The following is a 26,045-nucleotide window of genomic DNA, read 5'->3' as shown; positions in this document are numbered from 1 at the left end:
TGACCGGTGTCGAGACCGACGAGTGGAGTGGTGGAACGGTGACCCAGTCACAGGAACGGCTCAGCGGGGCGCCCCGGCCGACCGACGGGGCCCCGGGGCGGCCGACCCCCGGCGGCCCCGGGCCGCAGCCGACCCGGCCCGCGCCGCCCGACGCCAGGCGGCCCGAGGTCCGCTGGCCCGACGCCCGGTGGCCCGACGTCGGGTGGAACGACACGACGTCGGCGTACCCCGCCGACCGGTGTCTGCACGAGCTGGTCACCCAGTGGGCCGGGCGGACCCCGACGGCGACGGCTGTCGTCTCCGGTGACGACCGGCTCGACTACCGCGAGCTGGACGAGCGGGCCGACCGGTTCGCCGCGACGCTGCGTGGCCGGGGCGCCGGCCCCGGCCACGTCGTCGGGATCTGTCTGGACCGGGGGGCGAGCCTCGTCGTGGCGCTCCTCGGCGTGCTCAAGGCCGGCGCCGCGTACACCCTGCTGGATCCGGTGTTCCCGCCGGCCCGGCTGCGGCTCGTGCTCGCCGAGGCGCGCTGCGCGCTGGTGGTCGGCGACGGGGAGACGGCGCGCCGGCTGGCCGGCGCGCCGGTCCGGATCGTCCGGACCGACACCGGCGCGGACGCCGACGCCGACAGCGACGCCGGGGCCGACGTCGCCCCCGGCGTGGCCACCGCCGCCGACCTCGCCTGCGTCATGTTCACCTCCGGGTCGTCCGGTCGGCCCAAGGGCGTCGCCACCCCGCACCGGGCCCTGGTGGGCACCCTGCTCGGTCAGTCCTTCGTCGACTTCGCGCCGGCGCAGGTGTGGTTGCAGTGCTCCCCGGTGTCCTGGGACGGCTTCGCGCTGGAGCTGTTCGGCGCGCTGCTGCACGGCGGAACCTGCGTGCTGCACCCCGGCGACCGGCCCGAGCCCGGCGTGATCGTCGACCTCGTCGCCCGGCACGGGGTGACCGTGCTGCACCTGTCGGCGAGCCTGCTCAACTTCCTGGTCGACGAACGTCCCGAGGTCTTCGACCGGGTCGGGCAGGTGCTGACCGGCGGGGAGCCGGCATCGACCACGCACGTCGCCCGGCTGCTGCGCCGCCGCCCCGACCTGCGGCTGGTCAACGGGTACTCGCCGGCCGAGTCCACCATCTTCACCACCTGCCACCGGATCGCCGTGGCCGACACCGGCACGGCGATCCCGGTGGGCGGGCCGATCCGCAACAAGCGGGTGCACGTCCTCGACGAACGGCTCGAACGGGTGCCGGTCGGCGTCGTCGGCGAGCTGTACATGGCCGGTGTCGGGCTGGCCGACGGCTACCTCCACCAGGCCGGCGCGACCGCGCAACGGTTCGTGGCCGACCCGTTCGACCGGCCCGGGGAGCGGATGTACCGCACCGGTGACCTCGTCCGGTGGCGTCCGGACGGGACGTTGGACTTCGTCGGGCGGGCCGACGACCAGGTGAAGATCCGTGGGTTCCGGGTGGAGCCCGCCGAGGTGCGGGCCGCGCTGACACGCCATCCGGCGGTACGCCGGGCCGAGGTGGTGGTACGGGAGGACCGCCCCGGCGACCGGCGGCTCACCGCGTACGTGGTGCTCGCCCCCGACGCCGGGGTCGGCGGGGCGGAGCTGCGGGCCGACGCCCGGACCCGGCTGCCCGACCATCTGGTGCCGGCGGCGGTCGTGGTCCTCGACGCCATCCCGTTCACCGCCAACGGAAAGCTGGACCGGGCGGCGCTGCCCGCCCCGACGGTCGAGGCCCGCGGCCGGGCCCCGGTGACGCCCACGGAGGAGACGCTGTGCGCGCTCGTCGCCGACGTGCTGGGGCTGCCGGCCGTCGGCGCGGACGACGACTTCTTCGACCTGGGCGGCCACTCGCTGCTGGCCGCCCACCTGATCAGCCGGATCCGGGCCGAGCTGGCGGTGGAGATCGACATTCGGGCCCTGTTCGCGGCGCCCACCCCCGAGGGCCTCGCCGACCTGGTCCGGACCGCGCCGACGGCCCGTCCACCGCTGCTGCCCCGGGCCCGCCCCGCCGACTGTGAGCCGTCGCCGGCCCAACGCCGACTGTGGTTCCTCGACCAGTTCGAGGAGGCCCCGGAGAAGTACAACCTGGTCCGGGTGGCCCGGACGACCGACCCGCCCGACGTCGCCGCGCTCGACGCGGCGGTAGCTGACCTCGCGGACCGGCACGAGGTGCTGCGGACCGTGTTCCCCGTCGTCGACGGGCGGCCCCGGCAGCAGGTCGTCGAGGCCGCCCGGGGACGCCCCCGGGTGTCCGTACGGGAGGTCGGGGCCGACCCGGAGCCGGCGGTACGGGCCGAGGCGGCCCGGGTCTTCGACCTGGCGACCGACCCGCCGCTGCGGGTCACCGTGCTGCGCGCCGCCCGGGAGACGGTGGTCGTGCTGGTGCTGCACCACATCGCGGGCGACGGGTGGTCGATGCGACCGCTGCTGCGTGACCTGGCGGTGGCGTACCGGGCGCGTCTGGCGGGGCACGCCCCGGACTGGGACCCGCTGCCGGTCGGCTACGTCGACTACACCCTGTGGCAACGTGACCTGCTCGCCGGTGGGCTCGGCGACGCGCAGACCGGCTACTGGCGGGACCGGCTCGCCGGGCTGCCCGCCGAGGTGGCCCTGCCCGCCGACCGGCCCCGACCGGCCGTGCCGACGTACCGGGCCGGCACGGTGCCGTTCACGCTGCCCGCCGACGTGCACGCCCGACTCGTCGAGGTCGCCACGGCCGCCCGGGCCACCGTGTTCATGGTGCTGCACGCGGCGCTCGCCGCCACGCTCACCCGGCTCGGCGCCGGCGTCGACGTGCCGATCGGCACGGTGGTGGCCGGCCGGTCCGACGTCGCGCTCGACGACCTGGTGGGCTTCTTCGTCAACACCCTGGTGCTGCGCGCCGACACCTCGGGCGACCCGTCGCTGCGTCAGTTGCTCGACCGGATCCGGGAGACCGACCTGGCCGCGTTCGCCCACCAGGACGTGCCGTTCGACCAGGTCGTGGAGGCGGTCAACCCGGCCCGGCTGCCGGGCCGGCACCCGCTGTTCCAGGTGCTGCTGGTCCTCCAGAACGCCGGCGGGCCGCGGTCCCTGCCGGGCCTGGCGGTCGACGTACGCGAGATCCGGCCGGCGGCGACCAAGTTCGACCTGCTGGTCGACGTGGCCGAGACGCACACCGCCGACGGGCGGCCGGCCGGCGTCACCGGCGTGCTGGAGTACGCCGCCGACCGGTTCGACCGGGCGACGGTGGCCGCGCTGGCCGACCGGCTGGTCGCGGTGCTCACCGCCGACCCGGGCACTCCGATCGGCGACCTCGACCTGCTCCTGCCGGCCGAACGGCGGGACCTGGCCGCCTGGAACGACACCCGCGTCCGGTACCCGGCCGACCGGTGCCTGCACGACCTGGTCCGCGCGCAGGCGGAGCGGACCCCGGACGCGCCCGCCCTGGTCGCCGGGGACACCACGCTCACCTACCGCGCGCTGGAGGCCCGGGCGAACCCGCTCGCCCACCGGCTGGTCGGGGCGGGCGTCCGGCCCGGCGTCGTGGTCGGCGTGCACCTGGAACGTGGCCCGGACCTGGTGACCACGCTGCTCGCCGTGCTCAAGGCCGGCGGGGCGTACGCGTTGCTCGACCCGGCCTTCCCGGCCGCCCGGCTCGCCGCGCTCGTCGCGTCGACGCCGCTCGTGGTGACCCGGCGGGCGGCGGCCGGACGCCTGCCCGCCACCGCCCGGCTGGTCTGCCTCGACGAGCTGCCGCCGGGCGGCGACGGCCTCACCGCGCCCACGGTCGGGGTCCGCCCCGACGATCCGGCCTGTGTCATGTTCACCTCCGGCTCCACCGGGACGCCGAAGGGGGTGGTCGCCGCCCACCGGGCGCTCGTCGGCACGTACGCCGGCCAGCGGTACGCCGACTTCGGCCCGGACCAGGTGTTCCTCCAGTGTTCCCCGGTGTCCTGGGACGCGTTCGCGCTGGAGCTGTTCGGGGCGCTGCTGTTCGGCGGGGTGTGCGTGCTGCACCCCGACGGCCGACCGGACCCGGAACGGATCACCGAGCTGGTGGCCGCCCACGGGGTGACCATGCTGCAGACCTCCGCGAGCCTCTTCAACCACCTGGTCGACGAGCACCCGCGGGCGTTGGCCGGGGTGCGCCGGGTGTTCACCGGCGGGGAGCCCGCCTCGCCCGCCCACGTCGGCGCGGCGCTGCGCGGGTGGCCCGGCCTGACCGTGGTCAACGGGTACGGGCCGGCGGAGAGTCTCGGGTTCACCACCTGGCACCAGGTCGACCGGGCCGACCAGGTGACCGGCGTGACCGTGCCGATCGGCCGGCCGGTGGCGAACAAGCGGGCGTACCTGCTCGACGCCGCCCTGCGGCAGGCGCCGCCCGGCGTGGTCGGTGAGCTGTACGTCGCCGGAGTCGGCCTCGCCCGCGGCTACCTCGACCAGCCCGGGGCGACCACGCAGCGGTTCGTGGCCGACCCGTTCGGCGCGCCGGGCGAGCGGATGTACCGCACCGGGGACCTGGCGCGACGCCGGGCCGACGGGACCCTCGACTACCTGGGCCGGGCCGACGACCAGGTGAAGATCCGCGGGTTCCGGGTGGAGCCGGCGGAGGTGGCGGCGGCCCTCACCGAGCATCCGGAGGTCACCCAGGCGGCGGTGGTCGCGCACACCGACGCCGCGCACGGCGCCCGGCTGGTCGCCTACGTGGTCACCCGTACGCTCACCGCCGTCGAGGTGCGGGCGCACGCGGTCGACCGGCTGCCCGGTCATCTCGTTCCGGCCGCCGTGGTGTTGGTGGCGGAGCTGCCCCGGACGGCCAACGGCAAGCTGGACCGGGCCGCGCTGCCGACGCCGGACTTCGCCGCCGTGTCGGCCGGCCGGGCCGCCCGCACCCCCCGTGAGGAGATCCTGTGCGGGCTGGTGGCCGGGGTGCTGGGCCTGCCCACGGTCACCGTCGACGACGACTTCTTCGCCCTCGGCGGGCACTCCCTGCTGGCGACGAGGCTGGTGAGCCGGATCCGGGCCGCCCTCGGGGTCGAGTTGCCGCTGGCCGCGCTGTTCGCCGCCCCGCGGGTCGCCGACCTCGCCGAACGCATCGACGGCGCGGACGCCGCGCGCCCGGCGGTCACCGCCGCGCCGCCGGACGCGCCGCCGGCGCTGTCCCACGCCCAACGTCGCCTCTGGTTCCTCGACCAGACCGACGGTGACGGCCGCACCTACAACGCCCCGCAGTCGGTACGGCTGCGCGGCGTCCTCGATCCGGCGGCGCTGCGGGCGGCGCTCGGCGACCTGATGGTCCGGCACGAGCCGCTGCGCACCCTGTTCCCGGCGGTCGACGGCGAGCCGCGCCCGGTGGTGCTGCCGCCGGCGGACGTCCGACCGGCGCTGGACACGGCGTGGTGCCCGGAGGCGGAGGTGGCGGCGGTCGTCGCCCGCGCGGCCCGGCACCGGTTCGCGCTGGCGGACGAGCCGCCGCTGCGGGCCACCCTGGTCGCCCTCGACACCGGTGACTCGGTGCTGGTGCTGGTGCTGCACCACATCGCCTGTGACGGCTGGTCGATGACGCCCCTGGTACGCGACCTCGCCACCGCCTACGCGGCGCGGCGGGACGGCGTCGCCCCGGACTGGGCGCCGCTGCCGGTCCGGTACTCCGACTACGCGCGCTGGCAGCGGGCGCTGCTCGGCGACGGGACCGCCCCGGGCGGCGTGCTCGCCACCGGGCTGGCGTACTGGCGGGCCGCGCTGGCCGGGCTGCCCGGGTCACCCGTGTTCCCCACGGACCACCCGCGACCCGTCGACGGCGGCACGGCCGGGGCGCACCTGCCGTTCCGGATCGACGCGGCCACCCACGCCCGGCTCGGTGAGCTCGCCCGGGCCAACGACGTCACGCTGTTCATGGTCCTCCAGGCGGCCCTGGCGGCCCTGCTCACCCGGCTCGGGGCGGGCGGCGACGTCCCGATCGGCGCCGCCGTGGCCGGGCGGACCGACGCCGCCCTCGACGACCTGGTCGGGTTCTTCGTCAACACGCTGGTCCTGCGGACCGACACGACGGGCGACCCGACGTTCCGGGAGCTGCTGGCCCGGGTGCGCCGGACGGACCTGGCCGCGTTCGCCCACCAGGACGTGCCGTTCGAGCGGGTGGTGGAGGAGGTCAACCCGCCCCGCTCCACCTCCTGGCATCCGCTGTTCCAGGTCATGCTGGTGCTGCAGAACACCGTCGACGACGACGTGCGGCTCGGCGCGGCCCCGGCCCGGCTGGAGCCGGTGCGGACCGGGACGGCCAAGTTCGACCTCAACGTGGAGCTGCGGGAACGCCGGTCGCCCGAGGGCGTGCCGGCCGGTCTGGACGGCGTGGTGGAGTTCCCCGCCCCGCTGTTCGAGCGGACCACGGTGGCGGCCTTCACCGAGCGGCTGACCCGGCTGCTCGACCACGTGGTCGCCACGCCGGACACCCGGATCGGCGCGATCGACCTGCTGAGCGCCGACGAGCGCCGTCGACTGCGGTACGACTGGAACGGCGTCGGCCGGTCCGAGCCGGACGTGACGCTGCACGCCGCCGTGGCGGCCGTGGCCGCCGCCCGACCGGAGGCGACCGCCCTGGTCTTCGGCGTCGAGCGGATCGGCTACCGGGAGCTGGACGCCCGCGCCGACCGGCTGGCCCGGCGGCTGGCCGCCGCCGGCGCGCGCCGGGGGACGGTGGTGGGGATCCAGCTCGACCGGGGGCCGGACCTGGTCGTCGCGGTGCTGGCCGTGCTCAAGACCGGCGCGGCGTACACGCTGCTGGATCCGGCCTTCCCGCTGGAACGCCGACGGGCGGTGCTGGCCGAGACCCGCGCCCCGCTGGTCGTCACCCCCGACGGCGTCGGGCTGGGCGAGGCACGCGGGCTGGCCCCCGCCGCCGGGCCCGGCGATGCCCGGCACGACGGCGATGCCCGGCACGACGGCGTGGTCGTGCCGGCGTCGGCGCGCCCGGGTGACCCGGCGTGCGTGATGTTCACCTCCGGGTCGACCGGGCGACCCAAGGGGATCATGACCTCGCACCGGGCGGTCCTCGGCACCCTGCTCGACCCGTCCTACGTGGACCTGGACCCGACCGACGTGTGGTTGCAGTGCGCGCCGCTGTCCTGGGACGGCTTCGTGCTGGAGCTGTTCGCCCCGCTGCTGATCGGGGCCACCTGCGTGTTGCAGCCGGGCGGCACGCCGCAGCCCCACGTGATCGCCCGCCTGGTCGCCGAGCACCGGGTGACGACCCTGCACCTGTCGGCGAGCCTGCTGAACTTCCTGCTCGACGAGTACCCGACGGTGTTCGACGGGGTCCGGCAGGTGATGACCGGCGGCGAGGTGGCCTCGGTCGAGCACCTGGCCCGGCTGCTGGACCGTCACCCCGACCTGCGGTTGGAGAACTGCTACTCGCCGGCCGAGAGCACCATCTTCACGGTGTGTCACCGGGTCGTCCCGGCGGACACCCGCCGGGCCACCATCCCGGTCGGCGTCCCCACCCCCGGCAAACAGATCTACATCCTCGACGACCGGCTCGACCTGGCACCGGTGGGCGTGGTGGGCGAGTTGTACATGTCCGGGGTGGGACTCGCCGACGGGTACGTCAGCCAGCCGGCCACCACGGCTACCCGGTTCGTCGCCCACCCGCTCGGCGCGCCCGGGGAACGGATGTACCGCACCGGGGACCTGGTCCGCTGGCGGGCCGACGGGATCCTCGAGTTCGTCGGCCGGGTCGACGACCAGGTGAAGATCCGTGGCTTCCGGATCGAGCCGGGGGAGGTCCGGGCCGTCCTGGCCCGGCATCCGGACGTCGGCCGGGCCGCGGTGGTGGTCCGCGAGGACCGGCCGGGGGACCGCCGGCTGACCGGGTACGTCGTGGCCCGGCCGGGCAGCACGCCCGCGCCCGCGGCGCTGCGCGCGTACCTGCGTGACCACCTGCCCGACCACCTGGTGCCGGCGGCGATCGTGCCGGTCGACGCGCTGCCGATCGGCGCGACCGGCAAACTGGACCGGGCTGCGCTGCCCGCGCCCCCGGCCGTCGGCGGCGACCCGGGCGCGGGCGCCGGCGCCGACGGGTCGCCCGTCGACGCCCGGGAGGCCATCCTCGCCGGACTCTTCGCCGACGTGCTGGGCGTGCCGCGGGTGCGCCGGCACGACGACTTCTTCGCCCTCGGCGGGCACTCGCTGCTGGCGGCCCGCCTGATCGCCCGGGTCCGCGCCACCTTCGCCGCGGAGATCGACATCCGGACGGTGTTCCGGGCCCCCACGGTGGCCGGGCTGGCCCGGACCCTGGACGGCGACTCGACCCGCCGCCCCGCGCTGCGCCCCCGACCCGATCCGGCGGTCGTGCCGGTGTCGCACGCCCAGCGGCGGATGTGGTTCCTGCGCGAGGTGGACCGCCCGGCGGCCTACAACGTGCCGCTGGCGTACCGGCTGCGGGGCCGGCTCGACCACGCCGCGCTCGTCCACGCCCTCGCCGACGTGCTGGAACGGCACGAGGTGCTGCGGACCGTCCTGCCGGCGGTGGACGGACGTCCCACGCCGCGGACGCTGACCGGCGCGCGGCCGGTGGTCGAGGTGGTCACCTGCGCGCCGACCGACTACCCCACCGCCCTGGGGGACGTCGTCGGTCGCCCGTTCGACCTGGCCGTCGAGACGCCGCTGCGGGTCACCGTGTTCGAGCTGGGCGTCGAGACGGTGCTGGTGCTGCTGCTGCACCACGTGGCCTGCGACGGCTGGTCGGTCGGGCCGCTGACCCGCGACCTGGCCACCGCCTACGCCGCCCGCCGGGCCGGCGTCGGGCCCGCCTGGACGCCGCTGCCGGTGCAGTACGCCGACTACGCGGCCTGGCAGCACGCCCTGCTGGGCGCGGCCGACGAGCCGGACAGCGTGGTCGCCACGCAACTGCGGCACTGGACCGGGGCGCTCGCCGGACTGCCGTCGGCGCCGGTGGTGCCGACCGACCGGGCCCGCCCGCCGGTCGCCGGGACCGCCGGGGCCTCGGTGCCGGTACGGTTCGACGCCGACACCTGCCGTCGGGTCGGCGTGTTGGCCCGGGCGGCCCGGGTGACGCCGTTCATGGTGCTGCACGCGGCCCTGGCGGCGGTGCTCACCCGGCTCGGCGCGGGCACCGACGTGCCGATCGGCTCCCCGGTGGCCGGCCGGACCGACGAGGCGTTGACGGACCTGGTCGGGTTCTTCGTCAACACGGTGGTGCTGCGTACCGACACCTCGGGAGATCCGAGCTTCCGGGACCTGCTCGACCGGGTCCGGGAGACCGACCTGGCCGCGTTCGCCCACCAGGACGTGCCGTTCGAGCGGGTCGTCGAGGCGGTGAACCCGACCCGGTCGCCGTCCTGGCATCCGCTGTTCCAGGTGATGCTGGTGGTGACCGACGCGCCCGACGGCGACCTCGGCCTGCCCGGCCTGGAGTGCCGGCCCGAGCCCGTCGGGGTGTCGCCGGCCAAGTTCGACCTCACCCTGACCCTCACCCGGGGCCCGGACGACATCACCGGCTCCCTCGACTACGCCACCGACCTGTTCGCGCCCGCCACCGCCGAGACCATGGTGGCCGCCCTGCTCCGGCTGACCTCGGCGGTGCTGGCCGACCCGGACCAGCGGATCGGCGCGGTCGACCTGCTGGATCCGGCCGAGCGGCGACGGGTGCTGACCGACTGGAACGACACCGCTGTCGACGTGCCCCTGGGTCTCGCCCTGCCCGAGCTGTTCGAACGGCAGGTCGTGGCGACCCCGGACGCCGTCGCCCTCCGGTACGGGGAGCAGGTGGTCGGCTACGCCGATCTCGACGCCGCCGCGAACCGGATCGCGCACGGCCTGGCCCGGCGGGGCGTCGACGCGAACGTCGTCGTCGGGGTGCACCTCGACCGGGGGCCGACGATGGTGGCCACCCTCCTCGGCGTGCTCAAGGCCGGCGGCGCGTACACGCTGCTGGACACCGCGTTCCCGGCCGCCCGGCTGCGGGACGTGGTGGCCGGCACCGGTGTCCCGCTGGTCGTCACGGCCGACGCCGACGTCTTCGCCGGTCTCGCGACCACGACGACGTCACCCGCCGCGCTCGACGGCCCGCCCGGGCCGGTCGGCCGGCGGATCGACCCGGCCGCGCCGGCCTGCGTGATGTTCACCTCCGGCTCGACCGGCGGTCCGAAGGGGATCGTCGCGCCGCACCGCGCGCTCGCCGGCACCTTCCTCGGTCAGTCCTACGTCGACTTCGGCCCCGGTGAGGTCTTCCTCCAGTGCGCCCCGGTGTCCTGGGACGCGTTCGCGTTGGAGCTGCTCGGCGCGCTGCTGACCGGCGCGACCTGCGTGCTGCACCCGGGGCAGCGCCCCGAGCCGGACACCGTCGCGGCCCTGGCCGCCGCGCACGGCGTCACCATGCTCCAACTCTCGGCCAGCCTCTTCAACCACCTGCTCGACGAGTTCCCCGCCGCGTTCCGGGGTCTCCGTCGGGCGATCACCGCAGGGGAGTCAGCGTCCGTGACACATGTGACGAGAGCGGCGCGGCAGTTCCCGCGCCTGCAAGTGGTGAACGGCTACGGCCCGGCGGAGAGCATGGGGCTGACCACGGCGCACCCGGCCGACGCGTCGGTGGCGGCGCTGAGCGCCGTGCCGATCGGCGGGCCGGTGGCCAACAAGAAGGTGTACGTGCTGGACGCCGCGCTCGCCCCGGTGCCGCCCGGGGTGACCGGTGAGCTGTACGTGGCCGGCGTCGGTCTGGCCAACGGGTACGTCAACCGGGCCGCGCTGACCGCGGAACGGTTCGTGGCCAACCCGTACGGCGCGCCGGGGGAGCGGATGTACCGCACCGGCGACCTCGCCCGGTGGCGTCCCGACGGGGTGCTGGACTTCGCCGGGCGGGCCGACGACCAGGTGAAGATCCGGGGATTCCGGGTGGAGCCGGGCGAGGTGGAGGCGGTGCTGCACCGGCATCCCGCCGTCGCGCAGGCCGCGGTGGTCGTCCGGGAGGACCGGCCGGGGGACCGGCGGCTGGTCGCCTACGTCGTGCCGGTACGGGGCACCGACCCGGTCGCCGGCCTGCGCCGCTACCTGGAGGACCGGCTGCCCGCGTACCTGGTGCCCGCGGCCGTGGTCGCGTTGCCGGCCCTGCCGTTGACCGTCAACGGCAAGCTCGACCGGCGCGCCCTGCCGGCCCCCGAGATCGGGCCGGACGTCACCGGCCGGGCGGCCCGCAACCCGCGCGAGGAGATCCTCTGCGGCCTCTTCGACGAGGTGCTGGGGCTCACCGGGGTGGGCATCGACGACGACTTCTTCGCCCTCGGCGGGCACTCGCTGCTGGCCACCCGGCTGACCAGCCGGGTCAGGTCGGTGCTCGGCGCGGAGCTGCCGATCCGCGCGGTGTTCCAGTGGCCGACCGTGGCCGGGCTCGCCGGGCGGCTCACCGCGACCGGGCGTCCACCGGTGCGGCCGGGGCCACGCCCGGACCGGGTGCCGCTGTCGTTCGCGCAGCAGCGGCTGTGGTTCCTCGACCGGCTCGACGGGCCGACCGCCACCTACAACGCGCCCCTGGCGGTGCGGTTGCGCGGTCAGCTCGACCTGCCCGCGCTGGCGGCGGCGGTGACCGACGTGGTCACCCGGCACGAGGCGCTGCGGACGGTGTTCGCGGTGGCCGACGGCGAGCCGCACCAGGTGGTGCTGCCACCCGCCGAGGTCGACCTGTCCGTCGTGCAGTGCCCGGCCGACGACCTCGACGGGGTCCTGGCCCGGGCCGTCGCCGAGCCGCACGACCTGGGCCGGACCGACCGGGCGCCGGTGACCGCCACCGTGTTCGCGGTCGGCCCGGAGGACCACGTGCTGCTGCTCCTGCTGCACCACATCGTCAGCGACGGCTGGTCGCTGGGGCCGCTGCTGCGGGACCTGTCCACCGCGTACCGGGCGCGCCGGGACGGCGACCCGCCGGGCTGGGCCCCGCTCGCCGTCCAGTACGTCGACTACACGCTCTGGCAGCGGGCGCTGCTCGGCGCGGAGGACGACCCGCGGAGCCTGCTGGCCGACCAGCTCCGCTACTGGACCGACGCCCTGGCCGACCTGCCGGAGGAGCTGACGCTGCCGGTGGACCGGCCCCGGCCGGCCCGCCCGAGCCACCGGGGCGACGTGCTGCGTCTGGAGCTGGACGGCGCGTTGCACGCCGCGCTGGTCAGGACCGCCCGGGAGCACGGGGTCACCCTGTTCATGGTGCTCCAGGCCGGGCTGGCGGCGCTGCTGACCCGGCTGGGCGCCGGGGCCGACGTGCCGATCGGCTCACCGGTCGCGGGCCGCACCGACGAGGCGCTGGACGACCTGGTCGGCTTCTTCGTCAACACGCTGGTGCTGCGTACCGACACCTCCGGCGACCCCACCTTCGCCGAGCTGCTGGGCCGGGTACGGGAGACCGACCTGGCCGCGTACACCCACCAGGACGTGCCGTTCGAGCGGCTGGTCGAGGCGCTCAACCCGGCCCGGTCGACGGCCCGGCACCCACTGTTCCAGGTCAACCTGGTGGTGCAGAACAACTCCGCGGCCGTGGCCGAGCTGACCGGGGTCCGCGCGGAGGTCCTGCCGGTCGGCGCGGACGTCGCCAAGTTCGACCTGGGTTTCGCGTTCGTGGAGGAGCTGCGGGACGGTCGGCCCGACGGTCTGACCGGGTACGTCGAGTACGCCTGCGACCTGTTCGACCGCTCGACCGTCGAGACGATCGGCCGTCGGCTGGTCCGGCTGCTGTCCGCCCTGGTCGCCGACCCGGACCTGCCGGTCGGCGCGGTGGACCTGTTCGAGCCCGCCGAACGGGCCCGGCTGATCGACGAGTGGAACGACACGGCCGGGCCGTTCCCCGACCGCTGTCTGCACGAGCTGTTCGAGGCGCACGCCGTCGACCGCCCGGACGCCACCGCCCTGGTGTACGGCGACCGGACGGTCAGCTACGCCGCCCTGAACGCGGACGCCGACCGGGTCGCGGCCGGGCTGGCGGACGTGGGGATCGGCGTCGGCCACCTGGTCGGCGTGCACCTGGCGCGGGGGCCGGAGCTGGTGGCGGCGGTGCTGGGCGTGCTGAAGGCCGGCGCCGGCTACACCATGCTCGACCCGGACTTCCCGGCCGAGCGGCTGGCCGCCGTCGTCACCGGGGCCGCGGTCGACCTGGTGGTCACCGACACGGCGCTGACCTGCCCGGCGCCGCTGCGCCGGGTGACCGACCTGCTGGCCGCGCCGCTGCCCGACCCGTCCGCGCCGCGACCCGGTCCGGTCGGCCGGGCCCGGCCGGGCGACCTGGCCTGCGTCATGTTCACCTCCGGCTCGACCGGCCGGCCCAAGGGCATCGCGTCACCGCACCGGGCGGTCGTCGGCACCCTCCGCGGGCAGGAGTTCGGCCGTTTCGGCCCCGGCGAGGTGGTGCTCCAGTGCTCCCCGGTCTCCTGGGACGCGTTCGCGCTGGAGCTGTTCGGCGCGCTGCTCTTCGGCGGCGTCTGCGTGCTGCAACCGGGCGGGAAACCCGAGCCGGGCGTGATCGCGGAGCTGATCTCCCGGCACCGGGTGTCCACCGTGCACCTGTCGGCCAGCCTGCTCAACTTCCTGCTCGACGAGTACCCCGGCGCGCTCGACGGCGTCCGTCAGGTGCTGACCGGCGGCGAGCGGGCGTCGGCGCCCCACCTCGCCACGCTGCTGGCCGGACACCCGGGGATCAGCGTGGTCAACGGGTACTCGCCCGCGGAGAGCATGATCTTCACGACCTGCCACCTGGTGACGTCGGCCGACACGGTCCGGGGGACCGTCCCGGTCGGCCGGCCGCTGCGCAACAAGCGGGTGTACGTGCTGGACGCCGCCCTGCGGCCGGTGCCGGTCGGGGTCGCCGGTGAGCTGTACATGGCCGGTGTCGGGCTGGCCCACGGGTACGTCCGGCAGAGCGGGTCGACCGCGGAGCGGTTCGTCGCGAACCCGTACGGCAGCCCCGGGGAGCGGATGTACCGCACCGGCGACGTGGTGCGCTGGCGGGCCGACGGGGTGCTCGACTTCCTCGGGCGGGCCGACGACCAGGTGAAGATTCGCGGCTTCCGGGTGGAGCCGCGCGAGGTCGAGACGGCTGTCGCCGGCTACCCGGGCGTGGCCCGTACGGCGGTGGTGGTGCACGAGGCCGCGCCGGGGGACAACCGGCTCGTCGCGTACGTGGTGGGCCGCCCCGACACCGCGATCAGCGTCGCCGACCTGCGCCGACACGTCGCCGACCGGCTGCCCGAGCATCTGGTGCCGCAGGCGTTCGTGCTGGTCGACGCGTTCCCGCTGACGCCGACCGGGAAGCTCGACCGGCGGGCCCTGCCGGCGCCCGAGTTCACCGGCGTCGCAGCGGGCCGCGCGCCCCGCGCCCCGCGTGAGGAGATCCTCTGCGGTCTCTTCGCCGAGGTGCTCGGGCTGCCCGGGGTCGGCGTCGACGACGACTTCTTCGTCCTCGGCGGGCACTCGCTGCTGGCGGCCCGGCTGATCAGCCGGATCCGGTCGGCCCTCGGCGTGGAGCTGGCGATCCGGACGTTGTTCCAGCACCCCACGGTGGCCGAGCTGGCCGGTCGGCTCGACGACGACCAGCCGACCCGGCCGCCGGTGCTGCGGCGCGCCCGCCCGGAGCTGCTGCCGCTGTCGTCGGCCCAGCACCGGCTCTGGTTCGTCGACCAGCTCGAAGGGCCCGGCGCGACGTACAACGCGCCGTTCGCGTTGCGGCTGACCGGCCCCCTCGACCGGGACGCGTTGACCGCGGCCCTCGGCGACGTGGTCGGCCGGCACGAGGCGCTGCGGACCGTGTTCCAGGCGGTGGACGGCGTGCCGTACCAGCGGATCCTTCCCGCCGACCAGGCGCGGCCGGCGCTGCCGGCACGGCCCTGCCCGGCGGCGGACCTCGCGGCCACGCTCGACCGGGCCGCCCGCGTCCCGTTCGACCTGGCCGTCGACCCGCCGGTGCGGGCCGAGCTGTTCGTCGTCGCCGACGAGGAGCACGTCCTGCTGCTGACGTTGCACCACATCGCCTGCGACGGCTGGTCCACCGCCCCGCTGCTGCGGGACCTGTCCGCCGCGTACGCCGCCCGGCGGGCGGGCGGGACGCCGGACTGGTCGCCGCTGCCGGCGCAGTACGCCGACTACACGCTCTGGCAGCGGGACCTGCTCGGCGACCCGGACGACCCGGAGAGCCTGCACACCCGCCAGACCGAGTACTGGGCCGGCGCGTTGGCCGACCTCCCCGACGAGCTGGACCTGCCGACCGACCGGCCCCGCCCGGCGGTGCTGCGGGCCGGTGGCGGGACGGTCGCCCTGCCGCTGGACGCCGCGCTGCACGCGCGCCTCGCCACCGTGGCCCGGGCCCACCAGGTGACCATGTTCATGGTGATCCAGGCGGCCCTGGCCGCGCTGTTGACCCGCCTCGGCGCGGGCGTCGACGTGCCCGTCGGCACCCCGGTCGCGGGCCGCGCCGACGAGGCGCTGGACGACCTGGTCGGCTTCTTCGTCAACACGCTGGTGCTGCGTACCGACACCTCCGGCGACCCCACCTTCGCCGAGCTGCTGGCCCGGGTGCGGGAGACCGACCTGACCGCGTACGCCCACCAGGACGTGCCGTTCGAGGCGCTGGTGGACCTGGTCCGCCCGACCCGGTCGCCGGCCCGGCACCCGCTGTACCAGGTGAGCCTGGCGGTGCAGAACAACGCGCGCGGCGAGCTGGTCGTGCCGGGCCTCACGGTGGCCACCGAGCCGGTCGGGACCGGGGCGGCGAAGTTCGACCTCACCTTCGCCTTCGGTGAGAACCACGACGACGACGGCGCGCCGGCCGGCGTCGACGGGGTCGTCGAGTACGCCCGGGACCTGTTCGACCACGCCACCGTCGAGGCGCTGGCCCAACGCCTGGCGCGGCTGCTGGAGGCGGTCACCGCCGATCCCGGCGCCCGCATCGGGGCCGTCGACCTGCTGACCGCGCAGGAACGCCACCGGCTGCTCGTCGAGTGGAACGACACCGGCGACGGGGCCACCCCGGACCGGTGCCTGCACGACCTGGTCGCCGAACAGGCCGCCGCGACCCCCGACGCGACCGCCCTGGTCTTCGGCGACCAGCGGATCACCTACCGGGACCTGGACCGGGCGGCCAACCGGCTGGCCCACCACCTGCTGCCGCTGGGCCTGGGTCGGGGCGCGATCGCCGGCATCCACCTGGAACGGGGGCCGGACCTGGTGATCGGTCTGCTCGCCGTGCTCAAGACCGGGGCCGGCTACACCCTGCTGGATCCGGACTTCCCCGCCGAACGGCTGCGCGGCGCGCTCGCCGACACGGCGGCGCCGGTGGTGGTCACCCGGGCCGGCCTGCGGGACCGGCTCGGCGCGGAGGACGTCACGTACGTGCGGGTCGACACCGACGCCGCCGTCGTCGCCGCCCGCCCGGACACCCCGCCCACGGTGCCGACCGACCCGGGCGACACCGCATGCGTGATGTTCACCTCCGGCTCCAGCGGCCGGCCCAAGGGGGTGGCCAGCCCGCACCGGGCGCTGGTCGGCACGTTCCTCGGCCAGTCGTACGTGGACTTCGGCGCCGACCAGGTCTTCCTCCAGTGCGCCCCGATGTCGTGGGACGCCTTCGCGTTGGAGCTGTTCGGGGCGCTGCTGTTCGGTGGCGCGTGCGTGCTGCAACCGGGCAGCCGACCCGAGCCGGCCGCCATCGCCGACCTGGTCGCCGCGCACAACGTCACCATGCTCCAGATGTCGGCCAGCCTGTTCAACTTCATGACCGACGAGAACCCGACGGTGTTCGGCGGCCTGCGCTGGGCGATCACGGCCGGCGAGACGGCCTCGCCGGAGCACGTGCGCCGGACCATGGGCCGGTGGCCCGAGCTGCGGGTGACCAACGGCTACGGACCGGCGGAGAGCATGGGGCTGACCACCGCGTACGAGGTGCCACGCGAGGTGGGCGGGTCGGCGTCCACGGTGCCCGTCGGCGGGCCGGTCGCCCACAAACGCGCGTACCTGCTCGACGCCGGGCTGCAACCGGTGCCGCCCGGGGTGGTGGGCGAGCTGTACCTGGCCGGCGCCGGCCTGGCGCACGGCTACGCCGCCCAACCGGGCCTGACCGCCGAACGGTTCGTGGCCGACCCGTTCGCCGCCGGACGGATGTACCGCACGGGCGACCTGGCCCGCCGGCGTCCCGACGGGGACCTGGAGTTCGTCGGACGGGCCGACGACCAGGTGAAGATCCGCGGCTTCCGGGTGGAGCGGGGCGAGGTCGAACGGGCGCTGCTCAGCCACCCGGCGCTCGCCCGGGCGGCGGTCGAGGTCCGCGAGGACCGGCCACAGGACCGGCGGTTGGTCGCCTACGTGGTCGGCGACGTGGACCCGGCGGAGATCCGCGCGCACGTCGCCCGGCTGCTGCCCGAGCACATGGTGCCTTCGGCGATCGTGGCGCTGGACGGGCTGCCGATGACCGCCAACGGCAAACTCGACCGGGCCGCCCTGCCGGCGCCCGAGTACCACAGCGTCGGACGGCCACCGCGCACCGACCTCGAACGGCTCCTGTGCGGACTCTTCGCCGAGGCGCTCGGGCTGCCGTCGGTCACCGTCGACGACGACTTCTTCGCCCTCGGCGGGCACTCGCTGCTCGCCGCGGCGCTGGCCGGACGGGTCGCCCGGGAGACCGGGGCCAGGGTCAGCGTCCGCTCGGTGTTCGAGGCCCCCACCGTGGCCCGGCTCGTCGAACGGCTCGACACCTGGGCCGACCCGTTGGCCACCATGCTGCCGCTGCGGCGCGACGGCAGCGCGCCCCCGCTGTTCTGCGTCCACCCGGCGGCGGGCTTCGGCTGGGTGTACGCCGGACTGCGGCCGTACCTCACCGACCGTCCGGTGTACGCGCTGCAGTCCCCGGGGCTCGCCGGGCCGGACCGGCCCGTCGGCGACCTCGACGCCCTGGTGGCGGGGCACCTCGACGAGATCCGCGCGGTGCAGCCGGTCGGCCCGTACCACCTGCTCGGCTGGTCCTTCGGTGGCGCGCTGGCGCACGCCGTCGCCGCCCGGCTGCGCGCCGACGGTGAGCGGGTGGCCCTGCTCGCCGTCCTGGACGGCTACCCGTTCGCGGTCGACCCCGACGCCGGGGCGTTGCGGCCCGGCGAGCGGGCGGCCCTGGCCGCGGTGCTCGACTCGCTCGGCCAGCCGGTGCCCGACGGTCCGCTCAGCCTCGACGACCTGTCCACGCTCGGGCTGGACGCCCTGGGCGCCGACGCCGCGGCGGTGCAGCGGGTCTTCGTCGACCACGTGAACCTCGCCCGGTCGGTCACCTCCGTCACCTGGGACGGCGACCTGCTGCTGTTCACCGCGGTCGGGTCCACCGCCGCCGACCGGTGGCCGGCGCACGTGACCGGCGCGATCGAGGCGCACGCCGTACCGGCCGTCCACGGGCTGATGACCAGCCCGGCGGCGCTGGCCCACGTGGGGCCGGTCCTCGCCGCCCGCCTGAACCCCCCGCCGGGCGCACCGGACGCCCGCGGCGGGACGGACCCGACCACCACGAGGGAGCAGGGACATGACTGACCCCACCGACCGGCACGAGGCGTACGCCCGGACCGTCCGCGACTACTTCGGCCTGATCGACGCCGGCGACCTGCTCGGTTCGGTCGCGCTGTTCACCCCCGACGCGGTCTACCACCGGCCCGGCCACGCGCCGATGGTCGGTCAGGACCGGATCGCCCACTTCTACCGGAAGCTGCGGCCGATCCGCTCGGGCGCGCACACCCTCGACGCCGTGATCGTCGACGACCGCGGCGTCGCCACCCACGGCGGGTTCCGGGGGGTGGGCCTGGACGGCAACCCCATCGACCTGCGCTTCGCCGACTTCTTCGAGTTCGACGCGGCGGGGGGCATCACCCGCCGGGAGACCTACTTCTCCGCCCCGCTGGTGTGACCTTCCGCCCGCCCAGCCGCCCCGGCCCGACCCCCGAGGAGCCATCATGATCGAGACCGACACCGCCGCCCGCGCCCCGCACGTCGAGCACGGCGCCCAGTTCACCGACAGCCTCGTCACCGCCACCTGGACCCCGTCCGTCGGCTGGGGCCCCGCCGGGCTCGGCCCGCTGAGCCACTTCGCCATGCACCCCGGCATGATCGGCCTGCACTACGGACAGGTGGTCTTCGAGGGCCTGAAGGCGTACCGGCAGGCCGACGGCTCGATGGCCGTCTTCCGGCCCCGGGAGAACGCCCGCCGGTTCCAGCGTTCCGCCCGCCGGCTGGCCATGCCGGAGGTGCCCGAGGAGATGTTCCTGCGCGCGGTGGAGGCGGTGGTCGCGGCCGACGGCCGGCACGTGCCCGACGACCCCGACGTCAGCCTCTACCTGCGTCCGTTGCTGTTCGCCAGCGAGGCCAACCTGATGCTCCGGCCGGCCAACGAGTACACGTTCATGATGATGGCGTTCGTGGCCGGCGGGTTCTTCGGCGGCGTGGTCGAGCCGGTGCGGGTGTGGGTGAGCCGGTCGACCGCCCGGGCCTTCCCCGGCGGCACCGGCGACGTGAAGTGCGCCGCCAACTACGCCGGGGCCTTCCTCGCCCAGCGGGAGGCGCAGATGCAGGGCTGCCACCAGGTGGTCTGGCTCGACGCCGGGCAACGCCGCTGGGTCGAGGAGCTCGGCGGCATGAACCTGTTCTTCGTCCGGGGCGACGGCGTCGACGCCGAGGTGCTCACCCCGGAGCTCACCGGGACGCTGCTGCCCGGCGTCACCCGCGACACGCTGCTGACCCTCGCGTCCCGGCTAGGCTACCGCGCCGGCACCACCCGGCTGACCGTGGAGGACTGGCGACGCGAGTGCGCGGCCGGCGTCATCACCGAGGTCTTCGCCTGCGGGACGGCTGCGGTGGTGACGCCGGTCGGCTCGGTACGCGACGGCGACACCGGCTGGACGGTGGGCGACGGTCAGCCCGGCCCGGTCACCCGGCGACTGCGGCAGGCGCTGGTCGACCTGCACCACGGCACGGCCCCGGACCCGGACGGCTGGCTGCACCCGGTCCGGTGAGCGGCGGCGGGAGGCGGCGGGCGACGCGCCGCCGTCTCCCGTCCGGCTAGGGTGCGCACGGACCCGTCGACCCTCGCCGACCGTGACGCGCCCCGCGTCCGGGAAGGAGCCACCCCGTGCCCACCCCGCCGTACCTGGACCCGACGCTGCCCGTCGCCGACCGCGTCGCCGACCTGCTGGCCCGCATGACGCTGGCGGAGAAGGTCGGCCAGATGCTCCAGTTGCCGGCCGGTGACGACGTCCGCCGCCTGGTGGAGGACCTCCACGTGGGGTCGATCCTGCACGCCTCGCCGGAACGGATCACCGAGGCGGTCGCCGCGGCCGGGCGGACCCGGCTGGGCATCCCGCTGCTGGTCGCCGAGGACTGCATCCACGGCCACTCGTTCTTCGCCGGGGCGACCATCTACCCCACCCAGCTCGGGCTGGCCGCGACGTGGGATCCGGCGCTTGTGGAGCGGGTCGCCCGGGCCACCGCCGTGGAGGTCGCGGTGACCGGCGTGCACTGGACGTTCTCCCCGGTGCTGTGCATCGCCCGGGACCTGCGCTGGGGTCGGGTCAGCGAGACGTTCGGCGAGGACCCGTTCCTGATCGGGGAGCTCGCCTCGGCCATGGTGCGCGGCTACCAGGGCGACGGTCTCGCCGACCCGACCGCGATCCTGGCCTGCGCCAAGCACTTCGCCGGGTACTCGGAGACCCAGGGCGGCCGGGACGCCAGCGAGGCCGACATCTCCCGGCGGAAACTGCGGTCCTGGTTCCTGCCGCCGTTCGAGCGGGTCGCCCGGGAGGGCTGCCGGACCTTCATGCTCGGCTACCAGTCCACCGACGGGGTGCCGATCACGGTGAACGACTGGCTGCTCAACGACGTCCTGCGCGGCGAGTGGGGCTGGTCCGGCACCCTGGTCACCGACTGGGACAACGTCGGCCGGATGGTCTGGGAGCAGCACATCCAACCCGACTACGCGCACGCGTCCGCGGCGGCCGTGCGGGCCGGCAACGACATGGTGATGACCACCCCGCAGTTCTTCACCGGCGCGCCGGAGGCGATCGCCGCCGGCCTGCTCGACGAGGCGGACCTGGACCGCGCGGTGACCCGGATCCTCACCCTCAAGGTCGAGCTCGGCCTCTTCGAGAACCCGCGCCGGCCGGACCCGGCGGCCCAGGCCGAGGTGATCGGCTGCGCCCCGCACGCCGCGCTCAACCTGGAGGCCGCCCGGCGCAGCCTGGTGCTGCTGCGCAACGACGGCGTCCTGCCGCTGGCCGGCGGGTGCGCCGCCGACGACGCCGGCCGGGCCGTCGCGCCGGCCGGGACCGGGCCACGCCGGATCGCCGTCGTCGGGCCGAACGCCGACGACCCGCACACCCAGCTCGGCGACTGGGCCGGGGCGTCCGGGCAGGCCGAGTGGCTGGCCGACGGGCATCCGCGCGAACTGACCCGGACGGTCCTGGACGGGCTGCGCGCGCACGCCCCCGCCGACTGGACCGTCACGTACACGCGGGGCGCGGACATCCTCACCGTCGGGCCGGACCCGGAGGGCGCGTACTTCCCGGACGGGCAGCCCCGCCCGCCGGTGGTCCAACCGGCCGAGCCCGACCCGACCGCGATCGCCGCGGCGGCCGCGGCGGCCCGGGACGCCGACTACGTGGTCGCCGTGGTCGGCGACCGGATCGAGCTGGTCGGGGAGGGCCGCTCCACGGCCACCCTGGAGCTGATCGGCGGTCAGGTCGCGCTGCTCGACGCGCTCGCCGCCACCGGCACGCCCCTGGTCGTCGTCCTGGTCAGCTCCAAGCCGCTGGCGCTGCCGCCGTCCGCGCTGGACGCCGCGGCCCTGGTCTACGCGGCCAACCCGGGCATGCGCGGCGGCCGGGCCGTCGCCGAGCTGCTGCTCGGCCTGACCGAGCCGCAGGGCCGGCTGCCGATCTCGTTCGCCCGGCACGTCGGTCAGCAGCCCACCTACTACAACCAGATCCGGGGCCAGCACGGCACCCGGTACGCCGACCTCACCCAGCGCCCGGCGTTCGTGTTCGGCGAGGGCCTCAGCTACACCACCGTCGAGTACGCCGACCTGCGCGTGCTGACGCCGACGCTCACCGCCCGGGACACCCTGCGCGCCACCGTCGAGGTCCGCAACACCGGCCGGCGACCGGCCCGGGAAACCGTCCAGGCGTACGTCAGCGACCTGGTGACCTCGGTGACCTGGGCGGAGCGGGAGCTGAAGGCGTACCGGCAGGTGGATCTCGCGCCCGGCGAGGCGCGCACGGTCGAGCTGACCCTGCCGGTGGCGGAGTGCTCGCTGGTGGACGCCGAGGGCCGCCGGGTCGTCGAGCCGGGCGCGTTCGAATTGCGGGTCGGGCCGTCCTCCCGGGACGAGGACCTGCTGCGGTCCGGATTCACGGTCACCGACTGAGCCTGGAACCGGAGCTCCGATCACGACGACTACCAGGGTGCGCCGGTACACCGTGTCCTGCCGTAGCCCCGATCGGAGAGTCCATGTCCATCACATCCACCCGCCCGCCCGGAGCGGCCAGGTCCGCCCCGACACCCGGTGGCACGGCCGGCGGCGACCCGGGCCGTGGCCTGGGTCCGCTGCTGCTGCGGCTGCACTTCTACGCCGGCGTGCTGATCGCGCCGTTCCTGGTGGTGGCGGCGCTGACCGGGCTGGCGTACACGATCACCCCGCAACTGGACGCGGTGGTGCACCGCGCCGAGCTGACCGCCGAGGCGGCGGGGCGGTCCGCGCTTCCGGTGTCCGAGCAGGTGACCGCCGCCCGGGCCGCCCACCCGGAGGGCACTCTGTCGTACGTCGCGCTGGGCGGGGACGGGGCGACCACCCAGGTGGTGTTCGACGTCCCCGGGCTGGCGGAGGAGCGGCAGCACACCGTGTACGTCGACCCGTACACGGCCGAGGTGAAGGGCCAGTTGACCACCTGGTTCGGGAACACGCCGCTGCGTACCTGGTTCGACGACCTGCACCGCAACCTGCACCTGGGGGCGGTCGGCCGGCACTACTCCGAGCTGGCGGCGAGCTGGCTGTGGGTGGTGGCCCTGGGCGGCCTGGCCCTGTGGTGGCGTCGTCAGCGGGGCGTCAGGGGTCGGGTCCGCCGGCTGCTGCTGCCGGACCTGGCGGCCCGCCGGGGGGTACGTCGTACCCGCGGCTGGCACGCCAGCACCGGGGTGTGGCTGGTGGTCGGGCTGCTCTTCCTCTCCGCGACCGGGCTGACCTGGTCCCGGTACGCGGGCGCGAACTTCGGCGCGGGCCTGGACGCGCTCGACGCCCGCCGGCCGGTCCTCGCCACCGCCCTGGACGGCGCCGGCGCCCCGGCCGGCGGCGGCCACCACGACGCCGGCCCGGCGACCGCCCCGGAGCTGGACCCGGCCGCGTTCGACCAGGTCGTCCGGGTGGCCCGGGCGGCCGGGCTGGACGGGCCGGTCGAGGTGACCCCGGGGGCCGACGCGGCCTCGGCGTGGACGGTGACGCAGACCGACGAGTCGTGGCCGACCCGTCAGGACCGGGTCGCGGTCGACCCCGGAAAGGGGACGGTGGTGGCCCGCAGCGACTTCGCCGACTGGCCGCTGCTGGCCCAACTGAGCGACCTGGGCATCAGCGCGCACATGGGTCTGCTCTTCGGGCCGGTGAACCAGTTCCTGCTGGCCGCGCTGGCCGTCGGCCTGCTCGTGGTGATCTTCTGGGGTTACCGGATGTGGTGGCAGCGCCGGCCGACCCGGGCCGGTCGACGGGCGCCGGTGGGCGCTCCGCCGGTCGGTCGGGGCGCCTGGTGGGGGCTGCCGTCCTGGGTGATCGTGGTGGGTCTGCCGGCGGTCTTCCTGCTCGGCTGGGCGATGCCGCTGTTCGGCGTCACCCTGGTGGGTTTCCTCGTCGTCGACCTGGTCGTCGCCGCCTGGCGTCGCCGGTCGCCGGATCGCTCCCGCGCCGCGGGCGGCGTCTCCGCAGGTGGCCGCTGACGGGCGGAGGACGTGGACGCCGCCGCCGGGCGGGCGCCCGGCGGCGGTCCACGGTGGCCGACGCCGGGGCCGGGTGACGCCGGCCCCGGGGCGGTCATTCCGTGCTCTGCGGGCCGAGCAGGCGGATCTCCTCGATGTCCAGCGCCGCCTGGAGCTCCCGTAGCACGGTGTCGTCGATCTCGTTGCGGTTGCGCAGCCGGGTGACCTCCCGGCGTTTGCCGGCGAGCACCGCCAGCCGCAACCGGCGTTCGGTCTCCCGGTCCCGTGGGTCCGTCCGTCGCTCGTCCGGGGCCTCCAGGTCGTCGAGGTGCGCCTGGTACTCGGCGCGTACCCGCTCGACGACCTCCGGCGTCGCGCCGAGCTCCCGGGCCGCCGCCGGGATCGCCGCGAGGCCGGCGTGGGTGGCGCGCGACCGGGCGTGTCGGGCCTCCTCGGCCCGGGGCTGGTCGCCGACCAGGCCGGCCCACCGGACGACGAGCGGCAGCGTGGTGCCCTGGGCCAGCATGACCAGCACGATCACCAGCGCCGTGCAGAAGATGACCAGGTCGCGTTCCCGGACCGGCTCGCCGGCGTGGGTGGTCAGCGGCACGGCGAGGGCCGCGGCCAGGGACACCGCCCCCCGGAAGCCGGCCCACCCGGCGGCGGTGCGGACCCGCCCGCCCACCCGCAGCTCGCGCTGCGACTCCCGCCGGTCGACGGCCTGCAACAGGTACGTGGACAGGTGCACCCAGGCCATCCGGGTGGCGGTGACCACGCCGGCCACCACCAGCGCGATGACCAGCGCCTGCCCGAGCGACCGGCTGGCCTCGTCGCGCACGATGCGCGGGATCTGCATGCCGAGCAGCACGAAGAGGGAGCCGTTGATCAGAAAGGTGCTGAGGTCCCAGAAGGAGTAGACGAGCACCCGGGACGGGGCCCGGACGATCCGGGGCGCGGCGTACGACAGCAGCAGACCCGCCACGACCACGGCCAGCACGCCGCTGGCGTGCGCCGTCTCGGCGAGCAGGAACGCGGCGAACGGGGTCAGCACGCTGAGCGCGCCCTCCCGGAGCGGGTCGTCGAGGCGTCGCCGGATCAGGATCACCACGCCGCCGACCACCAGACCGGCGGCGACCCCGCCGAGGAATGACCCGGCGATCCACCCGACCAGCTCGACCGCCCCCGGCGGTCGAGCGCCCTGGAGCAGGCCGAGCGCGACCGCGAACAGGACCAGGGCGGTGCCGTCGTTGATCAGGCTCTCCGCGCGCAGGATGGTGAGGAACCGCCGGGGCATCCGCTTGGCCAGTCCGGCGACGGCGGCGGCGTCGGTGGGCGCGAGCACGGCGCCGAGCACCCAGGCCACGGCCGGGTCGACGCCGAACGCCTGCGCCGTCCAGGAGACGGTGACCATGGTGACCGCCACCAGTCCGACGGCGAGCAGCCCGATGGCCGGCAGGTTGCGCCGGATCTCCCGGAGGCTGGTGGTGAGGCTCTCCCGGTAGAGGATCGCGGGGAGGAACAGCAGCAGCACCACGTCCGGGTCGAGCACCACGTCCGACAGCGGCGGGGTGAGCGCCAGCAGGCTGCCCGTCCCGATGAGCAGCACCGGCGGCGCGACCCGGTACCGGCCCCCGATCGTGGTCCCGACCAGCACGGTGGCGCCGAGCACCGCGATCAGCACCAGAGTCTCCACGGGCCGCTCCTCGGCGGTCTCCCCGGCGGTGACCCGACGGCCCACCTCCCGGAATCCGACCCAACGTGTCCATGGTGGGGGTGGCGACGGCCGTCCGCCTGACGAACTGTTCCGGAAACAGCCGAAAAATAGATCTATAACTTGCGATGTTATCGCTAACACAGTAGCTTGCGGAGTGGGAGTGAAGGGCACACTCCACCGTCCCGTCAGGCCGACACGCAGACGCGGGCGAGCGCACCCGACGTCGGTCGGCGGGCAACCCGGGCAGCCCTGTTGGCGGCGTCCACGGCTCGGGTCCGGGTGGGTGACCCGCGCCGGACGAGAGAGCCGGCTAACACCAGCTCCGGTCGGCTGTGCCGGAGCTCGGAGGCCCACCCCGTCCTGTCCGAACGGCAAAGGAA

At 75.7% G+C, this 26,045-nt stretch carries 6 protein-coding genes; 5 read left to right on the top strand and 1 reads right to left on the bottom strand.

The features are described 5' to 3' along the window. The first annotated feature begins 38 nt into the window (after positions 1-38). The 5 genes from O7606_RS06120 to O7606_RS06100 all read left to right on the top strand — a co-directional run bounded on the left by O7606_RS06120 (position 39) and on the right by O7606_RS06100 (position 23,972). Positions 39-18,539, top strand: a complete 18,501-nt coding sequence (locus O7606_RS06120; RefSeq protein WP_281598087.1) for a non-ribosomal peptide synthetase — start codon at positions 39-41, stop codon at positions 18,537-18,539. Then, positions 18,532-18,909 carry a nuclear transport factor 2 family protein gene (locus O7606_RS06115; protein WP_281598086.1) on the top strand — a complete coding sequence of 126 codons (378 nt, stop codon included), beginning with the start codon at positions 18,532-18,534 and terminating at the stop codon, positions 18,907-18,909. Before O7606_RS06120 ends, O7606_RS06115 begins: the two co-directional genes overlap by 8 nt. A gap of 46 nt (positions 18,910-18,955) precedes the next feature. Further along, entirely contained in the window at positions 18,956-20,011 is a 1,056-nt protein-coding gene (locus tag O7606_RS06110) for a branched-chain amino acid aminotransferase (RefSeq protein ID WP_281598085.1), read from the top strand. 116 nt (positions 20,012-20,127) lie between these two features. Further along, entirely contained in the window at positions 20,128-22,416 is a 2,289-nt protein-coding gene (locus tag O7606_RS06105; RefSeq protein ID WP_281598084.1) for a glycoside hydrolase family 3 N-terminal domain-containing protein, read from the top strand. A gap of 83 nt (positions 22,417-22,499) precedes the next feature. Continuing rightward, positions 22,500-23,972 carry a PepSY domain-containing protein gene (locus tag O7606_RS06100; protein ID WP_281598083.1) on the top strand — a complete coding sequence of 491 codons (1,473 nt, stop codon included), beginning with the start codon at positions 22,500-22,502 and terminating at the stop codon, positions 23,970-23,972. Positions 23,973-24,066: 94 nt separating this feature from the next. Here O7606_RS06100 and O7606_RS06095 read toward each other — a convergent pair whose 3' ends face one another. Further along, the gene (locus O7606_RS06095) at positions 24,067-25,644 is read right to left on the bottom strand and encodes a Na+/H+ antiporter (protein ID WP_281598082.1); all 1,578 of its coding nucleotides are present in this window, start codon (positions 25,642-25,644) and stop codon (positions 24,067-24,069) included. Between the last annotated feature and the right edge of the window lie 401 nt (positions 25,645-26,045).

The sequence above is a fragment of the Micromonospora sp. WMMD882 genome (assembly GCF_027497255.1).
In the GTDB taxonomy this organism is placed as follows: Bacteria; Actinomycetota; Actinomycetes; order Mycobacteriales; family Micromonosporaceae; genus Micromonospora.
The sequence above is the reverse complement of the archived record's forward strand: the minus strand, read 5'-3'. Positions and strand labels throughout refer to the sequence as shown.

What these genes read in the sequence shown, in the direction of transcription:
- O7606_RS06115 (WP_281598086.1), top strand. Translation starts at nt 18,532, where the DNA reads ATGACTGACCCCACCGACCGGCACGAGGCGTACGCCCGGACCGTCCGC.
- O7606_RS06110 (WP_281598085.1), top strand. Translation starts at nt 18,956, where the DNA reads ATGATCGAGACCGACACCGCCGCCCGCGCCCCGCACGTCGAGCACGGC.
- O7606_RS06100 (WP_281598083.1), top strand. Translation starts at nt 22,500, where the DNA reads ATGTCCATCACATCCACCCGCCCGCCCGGAGCGGCCAGGTCCGCCCCG.